Source organism: Aminobacter carboxidus, from assembly GCF_014863355.1.
Taxonomy (GTDB): Bacteria; Pseudomonadota; Alphaproteobacteria; order Rhizobiales; family Rhizobiaceae; genus Aminobacter; species Aminobacter carboxidus.
In genome coordinates this window covers 404,184-420,993 of sequence record NZ_JACZEP010000002.1, presented here as the reverse complement: position 1 = coordinate 420,993, position 16,810 = coordinate 404,184, and the positions used below count along the sequence as shown (strand labels likewise).

The window sequence follows — 16,810 nt, the reverse complement described above, 5'->3', positions numbered from 1 at the left end:
GCGCTTGGTCCGTGATAACCCCGCGCTGGCGGGGCGGTCCCGTACCTCCTATCTAGGAAATTACCACCGGGCAATCATGCAGGGTAGCGACCAATTGATCCGTGTTCTGGGCATCGAGACCAGCTGCGACGAAACCGCGGCCAGCGTCGTTGCGCTTGAAGCCGGCCAACCGCCGCGCATCCTGTCGAGCACAGTGTTCAGCCAGATCGAAGAACATGCGGCCTTTGGCGGCGTCGTGCCGGAGATCGCCGCGCGCGCCCATGTCGAAGCCCTCGACGGCATCGTCGAGGCAGCACTCGAGGATTCCGGCGTTGCCCTTGAAGACATCGACGCCATCGCCGCCACTGCCGGCCCGGGCCTCGTCGGCGGGTTGATCGTCGGGCTGATGACGGCCAAGGCGATCGCCGCCGCCGCCGGCAAGCCGCTGATCGCCATCAACCATCTCGAAGGCCACGCGCTGACCGCGCGCCTCACCGACGGCCTGGAATTCCCCTATCTGCTGTTGCTGGTTTCCGGCGGCCACACCCAGATCGTCCTGGTCAAGGGTGTCGGCGACTACCAGCGCTGGGCCACCACCATCGACGATGCGCTCGGCGAGGCCTTCGACAAGACCGCCAAGATGCTGGCCCTGCCCTATCCGGGCGGCCCCAATGTCGAGAAGGCCGCCCAGTCCGGCGACGCCACCCGCTTTATCTTCCCGCGCCCGATGAAGGGCTCGGCCCAGCCCGATTTCTCCTTCTCCGGCCTCAAGACGTCGGTGCGCCAGGCAGCGACCGCCGTGGCGCCGTTGAGCGACCAGGACGTCGCCGATATCTGCGCCTCGTTCCAGGCGGCTGTTGCCGATACGCTCAGTGACCGCGTCAAGCGCGTGCTGGCCCGTTTCCGCGCCGAATTCCCCGATACGGCAGTTCCCGCTCTTGTGGTCGCCGGCGGCGTCGCCGCTAACAAGCAGATCCGCGCCATGCTGGAAAAGCTCTGCGCCAAGAACGGCTTTGCTTTCATCGCGCCGCCGATGGCGCTGTGCACCGACAATGCCGCGATGATCGCCTGGGCCGGCATCGAGCGGCTGCGCGCCGATCTCGTCGAGCCGGACGCATTCGATTTTGTGCCGCGCTCGCGCTGGCCGCTGGACAGCGTGTCAGCACCTGTGGTCGGTTCCGGCAGGCGGGGAGCCAAAGCATGAGCGCATACAAGGTCACGGTTCTCGGCGGCGGCGCCTGGGGCACGGCGCTGGCCCTTGCCATGCTGCGCGCCGGCCATGCCGTCAGGCTCTGGGCCCGCGACAGCGAAAGCGTCGATGCTATCCGCACCGGCACCAACCCGCGTTATCTCCCCGGCATCACCTTCGAAACCGGCATCGCCGCCACCACCGACCTTGCCCAGGCTCTGGCCGGCACCGATTGCGTGCTGGTCGTCACCCCGGCGCAGGCGCTGCGCAGCGTGCTGACCGAGGTCAAGCCGCATATCGCCGAGGACGTTCCACTTGTGTTGTGCGCCAAGGGCATCGAGCGTGACACCGGCCGGCTCCTGGCGGATATCTCCAGTGCCATCCTGCCCGACAATCCGGTCGCGGCACTGTCGGGTCCAAGCTTCGCCACCGACGTTTCGCGTGGTCTGCCAACCGCCGTCGTCGTTGCTTCAGAGGACGAGGCGCTGGCCTCAGCACTTGCGACGCGCTTCTCCGCTGCCAACCTGCGCTGCTATTCCAGCGACGATCTGATCGGCGTCGAAATCGGCGGCGCGCTGAAGAACGTCTTCGCCATCGCCGCCGGTGCCGTCACCGGTGCCGGTCTCGGCGCCTCGGCGCAGGCAGCCCTCGTCACCCGCGGCTTCGTTGAGTTGCGCCGCATCGGCGCTGCCTTCGGCGCCCGGCCCGAAACGCTGATGGGCCTGTCCGGCCTCGGCGACCTGATGCTCACCTGCTCGTCGGTGCAGTCGCGCAACTTCGCCTATGGCGTGGCGCTCGGCAAAGGCGAGGAACTCGCCGGCCGCCCGCTCGCCGAAGGCGTCGCCACCGCCTACATCGCCGCCCGCCTGACCCGCGAGCGCGGCATAGAGGCGCCGATCATCGAGGCCGTCGCCGCCCTGCTCGACAACGCCATCACCATCAACGAGGCCGTCGCCGGGCTGATGACCCGTCCGCTGCGCGCCGAAGCAGACTGAACCACTACAGCGCCGCGTGTCCTTTGGGCACGCAAAGGACGCTGTATCACTCATGCACCAGGAGGACGCTACAACGATGCTTTTCGCACTGATCTGCAAGGACAAGCCGAACCATCTCCAGGTCCGCCTCGACGCGCGGCCCGACCATGTTGCCTTCCTCAACGAGCTCAACGCCAAGGGCGCGCTGAAATTCGCCGGCCCCTTCCTCGACGCCGACGGCAAGCCGGACGGCTCGCTGGTGGTCATCGAAGCGGCCGACGCCGCGGCAGCCCAGGCAATCGCCAGCACTGATCCCTACGCCAAGGCCAGCCTATTCGAGAGCGTCGACATCCGGCCGTGGAACTGGGTGTTCAACAACCCGGCCAGCGCCTGAACTGCATCTAGAGGGGACGACATGAGCGAGAAGAAATACTGGCTGTTCAAATCCGAGCCGTTCAAATTCTCATTCGAGATGCTGAAGGCCAAGGGCAAGGACGGCACGCAGTGGGACGGCGTGCGCAACTACCTCGCCCGCAACAACATGCGCGCCATGCAGATCGGCGACCTGGGCTTCTTCTACCACTCCAATGAGGGGCTCGAGGTTGTCGGCATCGCCGAGGTCTGCGCGCTCGCCCATCACGACACAACGACCGAGGACCCGCGCTGGGAATGCGTCGACATCCGCTACCACAGCCCGGTCCCCAGGCCCGTCACCCTTGCCGACGTCAAGGCCAATCCGAAGCTCGAAAAGATGGCGCTGGTCACCTCGATGCGCCTGTCGGTCCAGCCGGTGACGCCTGACGAGTGGCAGGAAGTCTGCCGTATGGCCGGGCTCGACAAGGCGCCGTGACGACGGGTTCGGTGACAAGGCTCACGCCCGAGCGCGCGGAAACCTTCATCCGCGCCAACACGGCGCTGATGCGCCCCCCGCATGTGCCCGAGGTAGCGCTCCATCTCGCCGACGAAGCGCATGACCTGTGGCACCGAACCGAAGAGCAGCTGGCCGAGATCGGCCTGCCGCCACCTTTCTGGGCCTTTGCCTGGGCCGGCGGCCAGGGTCTGGCCCGCTACGTGCTCGACAATCCCCAAACCGTTGCCGGCAAGCGCGTGCTCGACTTCGCCTCCGGCTCCGGCCTCGTCGCCATATCAGCGATGCATGCGGGCGCCTCTTCCGTGGTGGGCGCCGACATCGACCCGTTTTGCGAGGCCGCGATCCGCCTCAACGCTAAGGCCAACGCTGTCACAGTCGATTTCACCGGCACCGACCAGGTCGGCCATGACGATGGCTGGGATGTCGTGCTTGCCGGCGATGTCTTCTACGAAAAGCCCTTCGCCGACCGGCTGGTGCCGTGGTTCGAAGCGCTCCGGGCACGCGGCGCCGACGTGCTCGTCGGCGATCCCGGCCGTTCCTACCTGCCCAAGGATCGTCTGGAAAAGCTCGCCACCTACGAGGTGCCGGTCACCCGCGCGCTCGAGGATGCCGAGGTCAAGCGAACCACCGTCTGGCGGTTCGCCTGACCGTCACTTGCCTATGACGACCTGAAATCGTCCCAGCTGCGCCGTGTCGGATCGGACTGCGGGTTGTGGACTTCGTTCAGCAGCCAGTCCTTGAAGGCCACGACCCGTGCATCGTTGGCCGATGCGATCGGATAGACCAGGTGGTAGGCAAACTCCCGCGCCACCTTGATGCCCAGTTCGAACGGCCGCACCAGCCGCCCCTCCGACAGGTCGTTGGCCACCATGGCGAAATCGGCGAGCGCCACCGCGCTGCCGTCGAGCGCTGCTTGCACCGCATCGGATGAGGTCGTGAACACCACCGAGCGGCTGTCGTCGAAATCGTCGACGCCGGCAGCGGCCATCCACATGCGCCAGTTCGGCCAGGTCACGCCCTGCTGCGACCATTCGATGTGTACCAGCGTGTGGTGGAAGAGATCGCGCGGCTCGCGCAGCGGCGGCCCCGATGCCAGCAGGGCCGGGCTGCACACCGGGATGATGATGTTGTCGAACAGCCGGTCGGCGCGCAGGCCGGGATATTTGCCGGTGCCGAAACGGATGCCGACATCGACATCGTCGAGGTCGAAATCGCGCACCTCGTAGCTGATGTCGAACCTGAGATCGATGTCGGGGTGGAGCTTGCGGAAAGCGTCGATGCGCCGCATCAGCCACTTGGCCGCGAACTGCGCGTCGAGCGTCACCTTCAGCAAAGCCGTCCCGCGCGTCATCTTGCGGGCCCGCGACACCGCGCGGTTGAGCAGGTCAAGCGCATCGACCGAGGCGTCGACCAGTGCTGATCCCGCTTCGGTCAGCCGGATCGTGCGGCTGGTGCGGGTGAACAGCACCACACCGAGTTGGTCCTCGATTTCCTTGATCTGGTGGCTCACCGCCGCGGGCGTCAGGCCGAGTTCGTCGGCGGCGCGGGTGAAATTGAGATGCTTGCCGGCGGCAGCCAGCGTTCGCAAAGCACGTGTCCCAGGTACGAAGCGCATTGCCGGATCTTCAAATTTGGCTTGAAGGTCGAGAAAGAACTACTCGTTTCTCTTTTGCCTTTCAAAGCAGCATCATGAGCCCAGTTCAACCAATGTCAAACCGGATTTGATGTCCGGACGAAACGGAACCGACCATGTCTACCGCTGTCTTCAGAACCACCTATGTCCAGCCGTCCCGGCTGCAGCCGGTTTTCGATTGGTTTCGCCACATGAAAGCGGCGCTCAACGTGCCGGTGCAAGATGCGGCTGACCTGTCCGAGCACTATCGCCGCGACACCGGCATCGCCAGCACGGACATCGCCAAGGCCATCGACGCCGATCTCGGCCGCCTCGGCCTGCTCGACATCGGCTGGCAGCAGCCGCGCCGGCACAACCATCGCTGACCCCCATCTCCCAAGCTCACTCTGGGAGCACGCTCGGCCCGAGGATCATGTCTCCCGATCTTCGGGCCGCTTTCTTTGCAGCGCCTGGGCCCACCGATACGGTCCCTTCCGAAACCGGACCGCGATCCTGGCGACGCGGCTAGCGCACCACCTTCAGCACCGTGCGGCGTGACAGCTGCGGCAAAAGCCGCGCCATCACCCTTGCCGTCACCGCGACGCAGCCTTGTGTCGGCGTGAAGCCCGGCCGCGCCAGATGAAAGAAGATCGCGCTACCGCGCCCGCGCAGCCTGGGCCGGATGTTCCAGTCGAGCACCAGGCAGGCGTCGTAGAGCGCGTCGTCGCGCTTCATCCGCTCATGGCTTGCGCCATAAGGAATCTTCACCGGCCTGTTGTAGTTGCGGTCGTCTGGCACCTCGCACCAGCCGAGATCGGCGCTGATCGGGCTCATCGGCAAGCGGCTTCGCCCCGCCACGAACTGGTCGCGGCGAAAATAGCCCGACAACAGGCGCATTGCGGCCAGCGGCGTGCCACCATCACCCTCGCGCTTGTTTGCGGTAATGCCGCCGCGCCCGAGCGCGCAGGGAAACACCAGCCCGCCGACCTGCATCAGCCCCTTGGTCGGGTCGCCGGGCTTGGCCCGCACGACAATTGTCGAAATGCCATTTCGCAAAAATGCGCCCGCCCCAATTACGCCTTTGATTTTTCTTGTATGATCGCCTTGCGGAACAAATCACTACCGCTGAAAGTTGTGGCGACCAGCTTCCGCATTCGATTGCCGCGGTCAACTGAATACTGATTTTGAAACAACGGATTGATCCATGACCTCACGCACCATCCTCATCGTCGACGATGACGACGATCTGCGCAGCACGCTGGTCGAACAGCTGGCGCTCTACGAGGAGTTCGAAGTCCTTGAGGAAGCGACCGCCGCCAAGGGCGTCAACGCGGCGCGCGCCGGCCTCATCGACCTGCTGATCATGGATGTCGGCTTGCCCGACATGGATGGGCGCGAGGCGGTGAAGATCCTGCGCAAGGGCGGCTACAAGGCGCCGATCATCATGCTGACCGGCCATGACACCGATTCCGACACCATCCTCGGCCTCGAGGCCGGCGCCAACGACTATGTCACCAAGCCGTTCCGCTTCGCTGTCCTGCTCGCGCGCATCCGCGCCCAGCTGCGCCAGCACGAGCAGAGCGAGGACGCCACCTTTTCGGTCGGGCCCTACACCTTCAAGCCGAGCCAGAAGCTGCTCATCGACGCGCGTGGCGGCAAAGTCAGGCTGACGGAGAAGGAAGCCTCGATCATCAAGTACCTCTACCGCGCCGACCAGAAAGTGGTGACCCGCGACGTCCTTCTCGAGGAAGTCTGGGGCTACAATTCGGGAGTCACGACCCACACGCTGGAAACCCATGTCTACCGGCTCCGCCAGAAGATCGAGCGCGATCCTTCCAATGCGGAAATTCTTGTGACAGAAAGCGGCGGATACAAGCTGGTCCCCTGACTGGTTTGCTGAATCGGCCCGAAAATCGACTTTGGTTTTCGGGGGGATAAGCGGATTATGTTGTTAGTTTGGAACGGGGAACCGGCTAACAACAGGGAGGGGAGCCAGTCTGAGAAGTCGGGGACATAATGGCGCTGGATGACGACATCCGCATCCTGTCCGGCGTGAGGCTGTTTGAGGGCTTCACACAAGAACAGCTGCGTTTGCTGGCTTTCGGTGCGGAGAATGTGAACCTCCCCGCCGATCGCAAGCTCTACCGCGAGGACGACGAGGCCGATTCGGCCTATGTCGTGATATCGGGACGTATAGCGCTTTATCGCGAGGTTGACGGCGTGCGCGCCGAAGTTGGCACTGCCGGTCCCGGCTCGATGCTCGGCGAGCTCGCCCTCATCGCCGACACCAGGCGCCTGACCAGTGCGGCCGCGGCCATCGATTCGGAAATCATCAGGCTCAACCGCAAAATGTTCCACCGCATCCTCGAGGAATATCCCGAGGCCGCTGCCCGGCTGCACCAGCACATTCTCGAAGACCTCCAGGACATGCTCGCCCGCATCGAAAGCCTGGCGCCGAGATTCGGGAAGTAGCGGCAGTCGGCCTCGCTTCTGGGCGAGCGCCGGTTCCCGCCTCCGATTTGCATCGAATCCGGTTTGCCCTTTGCTGCTAGGTTTGCAGCGTCACGGCAAGGCTGAGCTCACAGATAGTCGGGCCAATGGAGTGGCCTCACCTGCTTCTCAGTCCAGATCAAACCGCGCGATGACAGGCACGTGATCCGACGGCCGCTCCCAGCCGCGTGCGGCACTCAGGATTTCGATGCCCGTCAGCCTTGGCGCGAGATTTGCCGACGACCAGACATGGTCGAGCCGGCGGCCGCGGTTGGAGGTCTCCCAGTCCTTGGCCCGATAACTCCACCAGGTGTAGATCTTCTGGTCGTCGGGCACGTTGAGCCGCATCAGGTCGACCCATTCGCCAGCCTTGCGCATCGCTTCGAAATTCTCGGTCTCGACCGGTGTATGGCTGACGACGTTGAGCAGCTGCTTGTGCGACCAGACGTCGTGCTCCAGCGGCGCAATGTTGAGGTCGCCGACCAGCACCGAGGCCGAGTTCTCGTCATGGTCGGCGCGGATTGCGTTCATTTCCGAAACGAAGCCCAGCTTGTGGCGGAATTTCGGGTTGATCTCGACGTCGGGTTCGTCGCCGCCGGCCGGAACGTAGAAATTATGCAACACGACCTTCTTGCCGCCGGCATCGAACCGAACCGACAGGTGCCGGCTGTCGTCGATCTCGCAGAAGCGCCGCTTCTCCACGATCTCCAGCGGGCGCCGCGCCACCGTGGCGACGCCGTGGTAGCCCTTCTGGCCGTGGAAGGCGATGTGCTCGTAGCCGATCTTGCGGAACGCCGCCGACGGAAACTGGTCGTCCGGGCACTTGGTTTCCTGCAGGCACAGCACGTCGGGCGCGTATTCGGCGAGCAGCCGCTCGACCAGCGGCATGCGCAGGCGAACGGAGTTGATGTTCCAGGTGGCGATGGAAAAGGGCATGGCGAGTTCCGGCACGAAGTTGCGGCGGAACCTGCCAGCATGGCCCCGCGATGACAAGGCGCGATGCCTGAAGCGGCGCTCGCGCCGCCGATGTCCACAACTAAGCCGCGCAGGTTCAACGCAACACGCTGCCTGATACTCGCCCTGCCGCGTCAGATGACCGGCAGGTTGGAGCTAGCGAGCGGCCTCTTAGTCGTTCTTCTTTTGCGCGTTCAGCTCGCGGTTGAGCTTGTAGTCGATCTTGAAGGTATCGCCGGGGAAGGAACCGCCCTGCTTGACGTTGAACACCATCACGGTGGTGTCCTTGCCCTGCGCGTCGGTGATCGTCCACTGGCGCAGCTCATAGGTCTTGGGGTCGAACATCATGGTGATGGTCGAGTTGCCGAAAACCTGCTTGTCGGACAGTTTGATGGTGGTCAGGTCGTCCTCTTCGGTGACGCTCCTGACCTTGTTGCCGCTGAGGTCGATACGTTCGTCAAGCAACAGCTTCAACGGCGTCTTGGACAGCGGATAGAGGTCGGAGGTACGCATCTTCGAGTTCAGGATGACCACCGACTGGCCGTCGGAGATGACCTTGAAATTGGACGGCGCCTCGTAGTTGAAGCGGATCTTGCCGGGGCGTTGTAGGAAGAACTTGCCGCCCGTCTGCTCGCCGCGCGGGCCAAACTGCACGAACTCGCCCGACATCGAGCGCACGCTCGAGAAGTGGTCGGCGATGCGCTGGGCGGCATCGGAGCCTTGTGCCTGGGCCGGGCCGTTGAGACCAATCAGCGGCGTCGCGCTCAGCGCGATCGCGGCCGCGAAGCCGAGCAGGCGTCGGCGGGTCGGGGTGCGGATGTCGTCGTTCATGCCGGTTACTCTCTCATTCCAGTTCGACGGTTGTATCGGCACTTAGTAGGGCTGAAGTTTGACATGGTTCACGGCCTCGCGCCTTGAACGCGAAAACGTGATCGCTGGTTCCCCTATCCTACATCTTGTCGTCTTCTGTCGGCACCAGAATTTCGCGCTTGCCGGCATGGTTGGCAGCACCCACGATGCCTTCCTGCTCCATCCGTTCGATGATCGAGGCGGCGCGGTTGTAGCCGATGCCGAGCCGGCGCTGGATGTAGCTGGTCGAGGCCTTGCCGTCGCGCAGCACCACGGCCACCGCCTGGTCGTAGGGATCGTCCGAATCCTCGAAGTTGCCGCCACCGCCATTGCCGCCGCCCTTGCCCGACGGCTCGTCGTCGTCTTCGCCATCGTCCTCGGTGATCGCGTCGAGATATTCCGGCACGCCCTGCAGCTTGAGATGGGCGACGACCTTCTCGACCTCCTCGTCGGCGACGAACGGGCCGTGGACACGCTGGATGCGGCCACCGCCGGCCATATAGAGCATGTCGCCCATGCCGAGCAGTTGCTCAGCGCCCTGCTCGCCCAGGATGGTGCGGCTGTCGATCTTCGACGTCACCTGGAACGAGATGCGGGTCGGGAAGTTGGCCTTGATGGTGCCGGTGATGACGTCGACCGACGGGCGCTGGGTCGCCATGATGACGTGGATGCCGGCGGCACGGGCCATCTGCGCCAGCCGCTGGACGGCGCCTTCGATATCCTTGCCGGCGACCATCATCAGGTCGGCCATTTCGTCGATGATGACGACGATGTAGGGCAGCGGCGCCAGATCGAGATTTTCGGTCTCGTAGATCGCTTCGCCGGTCTGGCGGTCGAAGCCGGTCTGTACCGTGCGCGAGATCTGCTCGCCCTTCTTCTCCGCCTGGCTGACACGCGCGTTGAAGCCGTCGATGTTGCGCACGCCGACCTTGGACATCTTGCGATAGCGGTCTTCCATCTCCCGCACCGTCCACTTCAGCGCCACCACCGCCTTCTTCGGGTCGGTGACGACAGGCGTCAGCAGATGCGGGATGCCGTCATAGACCGAAAGTTCGAGCATCTTCGGATCGATCATGATCAGGCGGCATTCCTGCGGCGTCATGCGATAGAGCAGCGACAGGATCATGGTGTTGATCGCCACCGACTTTCCCGAGCCGGTGGTGCCCGCGACCAGCACGTGCGGCATCTTGGCGATGTCGACTATGACCGCCTCGCCGTTGATCGTCTTGCCGAGCGCCAGCGCCAGCTTCGACTTGGTCGTCTCGAAGTCGCGGCTTGCCAGGATCTCGCGGAGATAGACGGTTTCGCGCTTGGCGTTGGGCAGTTCGATGCCGATGGCGTTGCGTCCCGGAACAACCGCGACGCGGGCGGCGATCGCGCTCATCGAACGCGCGATGTCGTCGGCAAGGCCGATGACGCGCGACGACTTGATGCCGGGTGCCGGCTCGAGCTCGTACAGGGTTACGACCGGGCCGGGCCGGACATGGATGATTTCGCCCTTGACGCCAAAGTCCTCGAGCACGCCTTCGAGCAGGCGCGCGTTCTGTTCGAGGGCGTCCTTGGACAGCGACGCGTCGCGCACCACGTTCTTGGGCTCGGCCAGGAAATGCAGCGACGGCATCTCGAAGGTCTCGGCGCCGATCAGCGTCGTCTGCGCCTCGCGCTGGACGCGGGCGCCCGGTGCCGGCCTAGGTGCTGGTGCTTCGACCCGTGCGGCGGGCGGTGCCCCGTTCGCCGGTGAGCGGAAATTCTGCACCTGGGCGTTGGCGCCGCGGCGCGGTTCCGCCGGCATGTCCATGTCGTCGTCGCCAAAGACATCCTGGTCGTCGGGGTCGATCGAGACGGCGCGCTCCTGCGACACCATCTGGGCGAAGAATTCGGGCTCGACCCGGGCACGGCCGCCTGTCGTGACGCGCTGTTCGGCGCGCTCGGCCGATTCGACGCGCTCGGCCGCTTGCCGCCACGCGCTCTCGCGCTTCACCGGCGGCATGTCGTAGCCCTCCAGCTCGCGGCGCTTGGCGGCGCGGCGGCGCATCCAGGCCTTGGCCGACAGCCACCAGTGGGTGATGGCGCCAAGCGCCAGCACACCTTCGTTTTCGTCCTCGTCCTCATCGTCGAAGCTGGCGAAATCCTGCTCGCGCATGTCGGGCTTGGGCTTGGGATTGACCACCGCAAAGCCGTTTTCGCGGTTGAGCAGGCCAGCACCGAAGGCAAACAGCCAGATCGCCGGTGCGATCAGCAGCACGCCGATGACGGTGGCGATCAGCCCGGTTGGATAACCGCCGATGAACAGTCCCGGCACCTTGAGCACCATGTCGCCGAACACACCGCCGAGACCGGTCGGCAGCGGCCAGGTCGGCGGCGCACCGACACAGCCGGCGATCGCGGCACCAAGCAGTGCCGAGCCGAACCAGACAAGGCCGCGCTTGGGCATGCGGTCGACGCCGCGCGCCGTCACGAACAGCACGCCCCAGAACACCGCCGGCATCAGGGCAGCAACCGAAGCCAGCCCAAAAAACTGCATCGCCAGATCGGCGAACACCGCGCCCGGATAACCCATGGCGTTGGTGACAGGATTGTCGGTGGCATGGCTGAAGCTTGGATCGGCGACATTCCAGGTGCCAAGCGCCGCGAGCCCGAAGGCGACAAGGGCGAACAGGCACAGACCCGCCGCGCGGCCTGCTTGCCGTCGCGCGAATGCCTGAATGCCGTGCCCCGTCTCGGTCAGCGCGAGCGGTGAGGAAACCCCAGAACGCATGCCTCGTCCCCGTCCATTGATGCCGTGGCCCGCATGCGGACGCATCACGGGCAGATTCGGTCGTCAGACTATCGGGGCGAAGGTTAAGGCGGCATTAAGGTTAAGCCATTGTTCACATGGCAGGCACGCGACCGCCTCGTCGCGTCCCGGGAAAGCCTCGCCGCAGCCGTCCGGCAGCGGTATTTTTGATGCAACCATCCCACCGCTTTGGCGTTGGTTTTGCCGGAAGGGACTCAAACCAGGAGAATCAGAATGAGAAAGCTCATTTTGGCTTTGGGAGCCGCAGCACTGATGGCAGGCGCAGCATGGGCTGCTTCGGCCGATGGCGTGGTCAAGGAGTTCAACAAGGACACCCGGGTCATCACGCTGGAAGACGGCAAGACCTACACCGTTCCTGCTGATGTCGCGCTGCCGGCCGATCTGGCGGCAGGCATGAAGGTATCGATCACGGTTGCCGACGATGACGCAACCAAGGTCACGGCGGTGATGACATCGGCGATGTAACCCGTCCATCTTACGGACATGAAAAGGACCCCGCCCCACTGGGCGGGGTTTTTCCGTTGCGGGGTCAAAACAGGCTTGCCGCAGAGGCGGCAGCGCCATAGTTTTCAATATTAGACAAACCTAATGGAGGCAGCGATGAAGCACCATAGCATCGAGCAACTGCAAGCCTTCGCCGACGTCCAGCCGCTCACCCCCTATTTGCCGATGACGCGCACCGAGCGTCTCGAGCGCTGGGCGAGGCTGCTTGAAGACCAGCCCGACCGGCGCCTGGGCACGCTTTCCGGCACCGAATATGCCCCGCGCGCCGAACGGCTCGCCATGCGGGTACCGGGCTCCCCCATCTCGGTGGCATTCGAGGATCCTGCCTTCCGGGCAGCAGGCCTCGGCGACGACAGCTACGGCGAGGCCAAGCGTTTCTTCGACCTGTCCGACCGGCAGTTGCACAACATCGTTTGCTATTGCCATTTCGGCGATGCGGTCAGGGGCGCAAGTGCGGCCCGCCGTGTCCGCGCGGCGATCAGCATGTGGTCACGTATCCGGGCATTCTTCGCCTGACACGCGCAACGTCGTCGCTGTCGACCTGAGCATCCCTTGCGTGGGCCCGGCTCGCCCGGGCCCCGATCCGGTTTGGCGTCAAACGATAGACACATTAGAAACATTGAATGTTCGAATCGCTGTTCCGGCATCGCCCTGCCGGTATGGCAACGTCGCGCTTCTTTTTCGCATCAAGCCACAGCCAGGAGCCAGATGCCGACAGGACTGAGATTTTTCAACGCCACTTATTATCCCGTGCCCAAAAGCGGCAGCAGCAGCGTCAAATACCTGCTCATGCAGGTTGCCGGCCAGCACGAAGGGCTCGAAAACCCCGATGACGACGTCCACCACCACCTCGGCACCAGTCTGGTCGATCCGTTTCGGCCGCTGCACAACGCCGATGCCAAGCCGTTCACGATTGTCAGGGATCCGGTCGAGCGACTGCTGTCGGCCTATTTCGACCGTGTCGTCAAAGCCGGGAACCTGACCGGCGACCAGGCCGACTCCGACATGGCGCGCCAACTCGGCCTGTCGCTCGAGCCCGATCTCGAGACCTTCATCCTCAGGGTCGAGGACTACTGCCGCATCTCAGACGATGTCCGCTTCCACGTCGCCTCGCCGCGCTATTTCCTCGGCAGCAACCTGTTCTTGTTCGACAGGGTGTTCCGGCTGGAGAAGGTAGACCAGGTCGCCGCCTACATCAGCGACATCGTCGGCCAGACCGTCTCGATGCCGCATATCCACGTCTCCAGCCGCCCGGCTGGCCCTGCCGACCTGTCCCAGGCGGCGCTGGCCAAGGCGCTGCGCTTCTGCCGTTACGACTATGCCTTCCTCGTCGATCTGTACGATGCGGGCCGCTGGGGTACCATTCCGGGCGGCACGCGCCGCGACCCCTCGACCCTCAGCGTCTATCGCGACCCGGCGAAATACGAAAACGCCAGCTATCCCCGCACGCCCCGCAATCTCGGCAACTTCCTGCGCAAGCGCCCGCTCGACCCGGCATTGCCCAAGCCCGACTGAACTCAATTCCAAACAAAAAAGAGGCCCGGATTGCTCCGGGCCTCAAAGCGCAGCTGCCTTTCGAGCGGCCACGACGGGATTTGGGAGGATGGTGCGCGGCCGGTGATCTGGCCGCGCGTGCCGGAGCATGTCCCCCCGGGGAGTGGGGGAGAGGGGTCATGCTCCAACTGGCATCACGAGTGGTAGGCCACTTCGCCGTGCGAGGTCAGGTCGAGGCCCTGGCGTTCGGCTTCGACGGTCGGGCGCAGGCCGACCACCAGGTCGACCAGCTTGTAGAGCACCAGCGAACCGATGCCGCACCAGATGACGGTCACCGACACGGCGAGGAACTGCGTCCACACCTGGGCGCCGACCGACATGTCGCCGTAGCCGATGCCGCCGAGGCTCTCGGCATTGAAGATACCGGTGCCGAGCGCGCCGACGATGCCGCCGACACCATGGATGCCGAACACGTCGAGCGAGTCGTCGTAGCCGAGCTTGATCTTCACCACCGCCACGAAGAAGTAGCAGATGACCGAAGCGATCGCGCCGAGCGCGATGGCGCCGACCGGGCCGACGAAGCCGGCAGCCGGGGTCACTGCGACCAGACCGGCGACCATGCCCGAGGCCGCTCCCAGCATCGAGGCCTTGCCGCGTGCGACCACTTCGATGATCACCCAGGCGAGGATCGCGCCGGCAGTCGCGGTGAAGGTGTTGATCATGGCAAGTGCAGCACCGCCATTGGCTTCCAGGTTGGAGCCAGCATTGAAGCCGAACCAGCCGACCCACAGGATCGAGGCGCCGACCATGGTCAGCGTCATAGAGTGCGGCGCCATGTTGTCCTTGCCGTAGCCGGTACGCTTGCCGATCACCAGCGCGCCGACAAGGGCTGCGATGCCCGCATTGATGTGCACGACGGTGCCGCCGGCGAAGTCGAGCGCGCCCCAGCCATAGATCAGGCCGTCCGAATCCCAGACCATGTGGGCGATCGGGAAGTAGACGAAGGTGACCCACAGCGCCACGAACAGCAGCACGGCCGAGAACTTGATGCGCTCGGCAAAGGCGCCGACGATCAGCGCCGGCGTGATGCAGGCAAAGGTCATCTGGAAGACGATGAAGACGTATTCGGGAATGACGACGCCCTTGGTGAAGGTCGCTGCCATGCTTTCAGGCGTCACGCCGGCAAGGAACGCCTTGCCGAGGCCGCCCCAATATGGGCTCGGCGCGTCGCCGAAGGCCATCGAGTAGCCCCAGAACGTCCAGATCACGATCACCAGTGCGACGATCATCGTGCACTGCATCAGCACCGACAGCATGTTCTTGGCGCGCACGAGGCCGCCATAAAACAGCGCCAGGCCCGGCAAGGCCATGAACAGTACCAGCAGCGACGAGGTCAACATCCAGGCGACGTCGCCCTTTTCCATGACGTCGGCAGGTGCCGGGGCAGCAGCCGCTGCGGCATCGGCCGCGGCAGGTGCGGCTTCCTGGGCGAAGGCCGCGACCGTTCCCAGGGCGGCGAGCGCGAGCGTGCCGACAAGGGCCGAGCGCGCCGCCGTCTTCAATAAGGTTGGAATTTGCATTGAGGTCTCCATGAGATTGGTTGGCCTGCTCAGAGCGCGTCGGTGTCGGTTTCGCCGGTACGGATGCGCACGGCCTGGTCGATGCCGAAGACGAAGATCTTGCCGTCGCCGATCTGGCCGGTCTTGGCGGCCCCGGTGATCGCTTCGACCGCCTTGTCGACGAGGTCGGTGGAGACGGCGACTTCGATCTTGATCTTGGGCAGGAAACTCACGGCATATTCGGCGCCGCGGTAAATCTCGGTATGTCCCTTCTGCCGCCCGTATCCTTTGACTTCGGTGACGGTCAGGCCCTGGATGCCGACATTGGTGAGCGCTTCGCGCACCTCGTCGAGCTTGAACGGCTTGATGATAGCCATCACTATTTTCATCAGGTTTCACCCCTTGCTGTTGCGGGTCCCCCGCGTTGCAGACGTCGCTGGCGGACCCGAAAGCCACCAGTGAGTGACCTAGGCTATTCAAGCTCCGTGCCAGTTTGACTTGGGGTAATCTAAGCTACTGAAATTACAGGGTAATGCCTTGCAGACAGGCAGCATCCTTCGCAGGTGCAGCAAAGCATCTGCTTAGATAATGTGCAAAATCCCTAAAATGCCTATTTCGTAGGCTTCGTGCGCAGGCGGATCAGCCCTTCCTGTGCCACCGAAGCGACCAGCGTGCCGTCCTGGGCGTAAAGCGCGCCGCGGGTGAAGCCGCGCGAACCCGAGGTCGAAGGGCTGTCCTGGGTGTAGAGCAGCCAGCCATCGAGATCATGCTCGCGGTGGAACCACATGGCGTGGTCGATGCTCGCCGCCTGAATGTCGGGATCGAAGATGCCGCGGCCATGGGCAAAGGTTGCCGTATCGAGCAGCGTCATGTCGGAAAGATAGGCAAGTACAGCGCAGCGCAGTGCCCGGTCGTTCGGCACCGGGCCGGTCAGGCGGATCCACACCTTCTGCAGCGGCGCCAGCTTGTCGCGGCTCGAATAATGCTCGGCATAGACCGGCCTGAGCTCCAGCGGCCGCTCCTTGGCCCAGAACAGCCTGATCTGCTCGGGTACGTGGGTGGCTTCGGCCAGCAGCTCGCGCTGCGACTTCAGCTGCTCGGGCGGCGGCACGTCGAGCGGCATTGGCATCTGGTATTCGAGCCCGACCTCGTCGACCTGGAACGAAGCCTCGAGCGAGAAGATCGCATGGCCGTGCTGGATCGCCACCACGCGCCGCGTGGTGAAGCTGCCGCCGTCGCGAATGCGGTCGACCTCGTAGACGATCGGCACGGTGATATCGCCGGGCCGCATGAAGTAGCCATGCAACGAATGCACGTGCCGGTCGGGCTCGACGGTACGCTGTGCCGCCACCAGCGCCTGGGCGATGGTCTGGCCGCCAAAGACGCGCTGCCAGGCGACCTGCGGGCTGCGACCACGATACAGGTTGTGTTCCAGCTTCTCGAGATTGAGAATGCTCAGAAGCTCTTGTATTCCGGCCGGCATGCTTTCCCCTTTTCGGGACGAAGTATACCCCGGTTTCCAGCAGGAAGCCCCCGTC

General features: G+C 64.3%; 19 protein-coding genes. 11 read left to right on the top strand and 8 right to left on the bottom strand.

The genetic code is table 11. The annotated features are described in order from the left end of the window. Nucleotides 1-97: 97 nt before the first annotated feature. From tsaD to IHE39_RS09690, 5 genes are all read left to right on the top strand, one after another. Nucleotides 98-1,183 carry a tRNA (adenosine(37)-N6)-threonylcarbamoyltransferase complex transferase subunit TsaD gene (gene tsaD / locus IHE39_RS09710; protein ID WP_192566597.1) on the top strand — a complete coding sequence of 362 codons (1,086 nt, stop codon included), beginning with the start codon at nucleotides 98-100 and terminating at the stop codon, nucleotides 1,181-1,183. After that, nucleotides 1,180-2,163, top strand: a complete 984-nt coding sequence (locus IHE39_RS09705; RefSeq protein WP_184768180.1) for an NAD(P)H-dependent glycerol-3-phosphate dehydrogenase — start codon at nucleotides 1,180-1,182, stop codon at nucleotides 2,161-2,163. Before tsaD ends, IHE39_RS09705 begins: the two co-directional genes overlap by 4 nt. 76 nt (nucleotides 2,164-2,239) lie before the next feature. Next, nucleotides 2,240-2,536 (top strand): YciI-like protein, encoded by a 297-nt coding sequence (locus IHE39_RS09700; protein ID WP_184768181.1) that lies wholly within the window; start codon nucleotides 2,240-2,242, stop codon nucleotides 2,534-2,536. Between the two features lie 21 nt (nucleotides 2,537-2,557). Next, nucleotides 2,558-2,992, top strand: a complete 435-nt coding sequence (locus IHE39_RS09695; RefSeq protein ID WP_184768182.1) for an EVE domain-containing protein — start codon at nucleotides 2,558-2,560, stop codon at nucleotides 2,990-2,992. Nucleotides 2,993-3,003: 11 nt separating this feature from the next. Then, the gene (locus tag IHE39_RS09690; RefSeq protein ID WP_343070075.1) at nucleotides 3,004-3,660 is read left to right on the top strand and encodes a class I SAM-dependent methyltransferase; all 657 of its coding nucleotides are present in this window, start codon (nucleotides 3,004-3,006) and stop codon (nucleotides 3,658-3,660) included. Between the two features lie 11 nt (nucleotides 3,661-3,671). Here the strand turns inward: IHE39_RS09690 and gcvA are convergent, their stop codons facing one another. Further along, on the bottom strand, nucleotides 3,672-4,628 hold the full coding sequence (gene gcvA / locus IHE39_RS09685; RefSeq protein ID WP_184768183.1) for a transcriptional regulator GcvA: 957 nt from the start codon (nucleotides 4,626-4,628) through the stop codon (nucleotides 3,672-3,674). Between the two features lie 134 nt (nucleotides 4,629-4,762). Here gcvA and IHE39_RS09680 point away from each other — a divergent pair, with 134 nt between their 5' ends. Further along, the gene (locus tag IHE39_RS09680) at nucleotides 4,763-5,011 is read left to right on the top strand and encodes a hypothetical protein (RefSeq protein WP_192566322.1); all 249 of its coding nucleotides are present in this window, start codon (nucleotides 4,763-4,765) and stop codon (nucleotides 5,009-5,011) included. A 139-nt stretch (nucleotides 5,012-5,150) separates the two neighbouring features. Here the strand turns inward: IHE39_RS09680 and IHE39_RS09675 are convergent, their stop codons facing one another. Then, on the bottom strand, nucleotides 5,151-5,618 hold the full coding sequence (locus IHE39_RS09675) for a L,D-transpeptidase family protein (RefSeq protein WP_184768600.1): 468 nt from the start codon (nucleotides 5,616-5,618) through the stop codon (nucleotides 5,151-5,153). 211 nt (nucleotides 5,619-5,829) lie between these two features. Between IHE39_RS09675 and IHE39_RS09670 the strand changes: the two genes are divergently transcribed. Together IHE39_RS09670 and IHE39_RS09665 are read left to right on the top strand one after the other, a co-directional pair. Beyond that, nucleotides 5,830-6,513: a response regulator transcription factor gene (locus IHE39_RS09670; protein ID WP_067956144.1), complete on the top strand. Its 684-nt coding sequence runs from the start codon at nucleotides 5,830-5,832 to the stop codon at nucleotides 6,511-6,513. Between the two features lie 128 nt (nucleotides 6,514-6,641). Next, complete coding sequence (locus IHE39_RS09665) at nucleotides 6,642-7,097, top strand: cyclic nucleotide-binding domain-containing protein (RefSeq protein ID WP_184768185.1); 456 nt, start codon at nucleotides 6,642-6,644, stop codon at nucleotides 7,095-7,097. Nucleotides 7,098-7,244: 147 nt separating this feature from the next. On the opposite strand, the gene xth is transcribed toward IHE39_RS09665, so the two are convergent. From xth to IHE39_RS09650, 3 genes are all read right to left on the bottom strand, one after another. Continuing rightward, the gene (gene xth, locus IHE39_RS09660; protein ID WP_184768186.1) at nucleotides 7,245-8,051 is read right to left on the bottom strand and encodes an exodeoxyribonuclease III; all 807 of its coding nucleotides are present in this window, start codon (nucleotides 8,049-8,051) and stop codon (nucleotides 7,245-7,247) included. A 189-nt stretch (nucleotides 8,052-8,240) separates the two neighbouring features. Continuing rightward, on the bottom strand, nucleotides 8,241-8,900 hold the full coding sequence (locus tag IHE39_RS09655; RefSeq protein ID WP_184768187.1) for an outer membrane lipoprotein carrier protein LolA: 660 nt from the start codon (nucleotides 8,898-8,900) through the stop codon (nucleotides 8,241-8,243). Nucleotides 8,901-9,018: 118 nt separating this feature from the next. Then, nucleotides 9,019-11,676: a DNA translocase FtsK gene (locus IHE39_RS09650; RefSeq protein ID WP_192566321.1), complete on the bottom strand. Its 2,658-nt coding sequence runs from the start codon at nucleotides 11,674-11,676 to the stop codon at nucleotides 9,019-9,021. 252 nt (nucleotides 11,677-11,928) lie between these two features. Here IHE39_RS09650 and IHE39_RS09645 point away from each other — a divergent pair, with 252 nt between their 5' ends. From IHE39_RS09645 to IHE39_RS09635, 3 genes are all read left to right on the top strand, one after another. Further along, a complete protein-coding gene (locus tag IHE39_RS09645) occupies nucleotides 11,929-12,180 on the top strand; it encodes a DUF1344 domain-containing protein (RefSeq protein WP_083948380.1) in 252 nt (83 codons plus the stop codon). 135 nt (nucleotides 12,181-12,315) lie between these two features. After that, on the top strand, nucleotides 12,316-12,735 hold the full coding sequence (locus IHE39_RS09640; RefSeq protein WP_192566320.1) for a hypothetical protein: 420 nt from the start codon (nucleotides 12,316-12,318) through the stop codon (nucleotides 12,733-12,735). 192 nt (nucleotides 12,736-12,927) lie between these two features. After that, complete coding sequence (locus tag IHE39_RS09635) at nucleotides 12,928-13,734, top strand: sulfotransferase family 2 domain-containing protein (protein WP_192566319.1); 807 nt, start codon at nucleotides 12,928-12,930, stop codon at nucleotides 13,732-13,734. Nucleotides 13,735-13,907: 173 nt separating this feature from the next. Here IHE39_RS09635 and IHE39_RS09630 read toward each other — a convergent pair whose 3' ends face one another. The 3 genes from IHE39_RS09630 to IHE39_RS09620 form a co-directional block, all read right to left on the bottom strand. Then, nucleotides 13,908-15,293: an ammonium transporter gene (locus IHE39_RS09630; protein ID WP_192566318.1), complete on the bottom strand. Its 1,386-nt coding sequence runs from the start codon at nucleotides 15,291-15,293 to the stop codon at nucleotides 13,908-13,910. Nucleotides 15,294-15,322: 29 nt separating this feature from the next. Next, entirely contained in the window at nucleotides 15,323-15,661 is a 339-nt protein-coding gene (locus tag IHE39_RS09625; RefSeq protein ID WP_055975214.1) for a P-II family nitrogen regulator, read from the bottom strand. A 221-nt stretch (nucleotides 15,662-15,882) separates the two neighbouring features. Next, a complete protein-coding gene (locus tag IHE39_RS09620; RefSeq protein WP_184768192.1) occupies nucleotides 15,883-16,755 on the bottom strand; it encodes an acyl-CoA thioesterase in 873 nt (290 codons plus the stop codon). Nucleotides 16,756-16,810: the final 55 nt, after the last annotated feature.

Excerpts from the sequence above, each read along its gene's own strand:
- IHE39_RS09705 (WP_184768180.1), top strand. The coding sequence starts at position 1,180 with ATGAGCGCATACAAGGTCACGGTTCTCGGCGGCGGCGCCTGGGGCACG.
- IHE39_RS09700 (WP_184768181.1), top strand. The coding sequence starts at position 2,240 with ATGCTTTTCGCACTGATCTGCAAGGACAAGCCGAACCATCTCCAGGTC.
- IHE39_RS09695 (WP_184768182.1), top strand. The coding sequence starts at position 2,558 with ATGAGCGAGAAGAAATACTGGCTGTTCAAATCCGAGCCGTTCAAATTC.
- gcvA (WP_184768183.1), bottom strand. The coding sequence starts at position 4,628 with ATGCGCTTCGTACCTGGGACACGTGCTTTGCGAACGCTGGCTGCCGCC.
- IHE39_RS09680 (WP_192566322.1), top strand. The coding sequence starts at position 4,763 with ATGTCTACCGCTGTCTTCAGAACCACCTATGTCCAGCCGTCCCGGCTG.
- IHE39_RS09675 (WP_184768600.1), bottom strand. The coding sequence starts at position 5,618 with ATGCAGGTCGGCGGGCTGGTGTTTCCCTGCGCGCTCGGGCGCGGCGGC.
- IHE39_RS09670 (WP_067956144.1), top strand. The coding sequence starts at position 5,830 with ATGACCTCACGCACCATCCTCATCGTCGACGATGACGACGATCTGCGC.
- IHE39_RS09665 (WP_184768185.1), top strand. The coding sequence starts at position 6,642 with ATGGCGCTGGATGACGACATCCGCATCCTGTCCGGCGTGAGGCTGTTT.
- xth (WP_184768186.1), bottom strand. The coding sequence starts at position 8,051 with ATGCCCTTTTCCATCGCCACCTGGAACATCAACTCCGTTCGCCTGCGC.
- IHE39_RS09655 (WP_184768187.1), bottom strand. The coding sequence starts at position 8,900 with ATGAACGACGACATCCGCACCCCGACCCGCCGACGCCTGCTCGGCTTC.
- IHE39_RS09650 (WP_192566321.1), bottom strand. The coding sequence starts at position 11,676 with ATGCGTTCTGGGGTTTCCTCACCGCTCGCGCTGACCGAGACGGGGCAC.
- IHE39_RS09645 (WP_083948380.1), top strand. The coding sequence starts at position 11,929 with ATGAGAAAGCTCATTTTGGCTTTGGGAGCCGCAGCACTGATGGCAGGC.
- IHE39_RS09640 (WP_192566320.1), top strand. The coding sequence starts at position 12,316 with ATGAAGCACCATAGCATCGAGCAACTGCAAGCCTTCGCCGACGTCCAG.
- IHE39_RS09635 (WP_192566319.1), top strand. The coding sequence starts at position 12,928 with ATGCCGACAGGACTGAGATTTTTCAACGCCACTTATTATCCCGTGCCC.
- IHE39_RS09630 (WP_192566318.1), bottom strand. The coding sequence starts at position 15,293 with ATGCAAATTCCAACCTTATTGAAGACGGCGGCGCGCTCGGCCCTTGTC.
- IHE39_RS09625 (WP_055975214.1), bottom strand. The coding sequence starts at position 15,661 with ATGAAAATAGTGATGGCTATCATCAAGCCGTTCAAGCTCGACGAGGTG.
- IHE39_RS09620 (WP_184768192.1), bottom strand. The coding sequence starts at position 16,755 with ATGCCGGCCGGAATACAAGAGCTTCTGAGCATTCTCAATCTCGAGAAG.